The organism is Pseudomonas sp. SIMBA_067 (assembly GCF_046534675.1).
In the GTDB taxonomy this organism is placed as follows: Bacteria; Pseudomonadota; Gammaproteobacteria; order Pseudomonadales; family Pseudomonadaceae; genus Aquipseudomonas; species Aquipseudomonas putida.
In genome coordinates this window covers 1-235 of record NZ_JAWRYH010001362.1, presented here as the reverse complement: position 1 = coordinate 235, position 235 = coordinate 1, and the positions used below count along the sequence as shown (strand labels likewise).

The 235-nt window shown below is 62.1% G+C and carries 1 protein-coding gene; it reads right to left on the bottom strand.

Features of this window, described 5'->3' with window-relative positions; all coding sequences use genetic code 11:
* Window positions 1-235, bottom strand: a 235-nt coding sequence (locus tag SB765_RS33795; protein WP_410933057.1) for a pseudouridine synthase, incomplete at both ends; no start/stop codon positions are given.

The window sequence follows — 235 nt, the reverse complement described above, 5'->3', positions numbered from 1 at the left end:
ATAGATGCGGCTGACTTTGCGGGCTTGCATCTGCTCAACCAGCTTGGTCTGCGCTTGCAAGGTCTTGGCCACCACCATCAGGCCCGTGGTGTCTTTATCCAGGCGATGAACGATACCGGCACGCGGCACGTTGATGATGTCTGGCACGTGGTGCAGCAGCGCATTGAGCAGGGTGCCGCTGGCATGGCCGGCGGCCGGGTGCACAACCAGGCCCGCAGGCTTGTTGATCACCAGG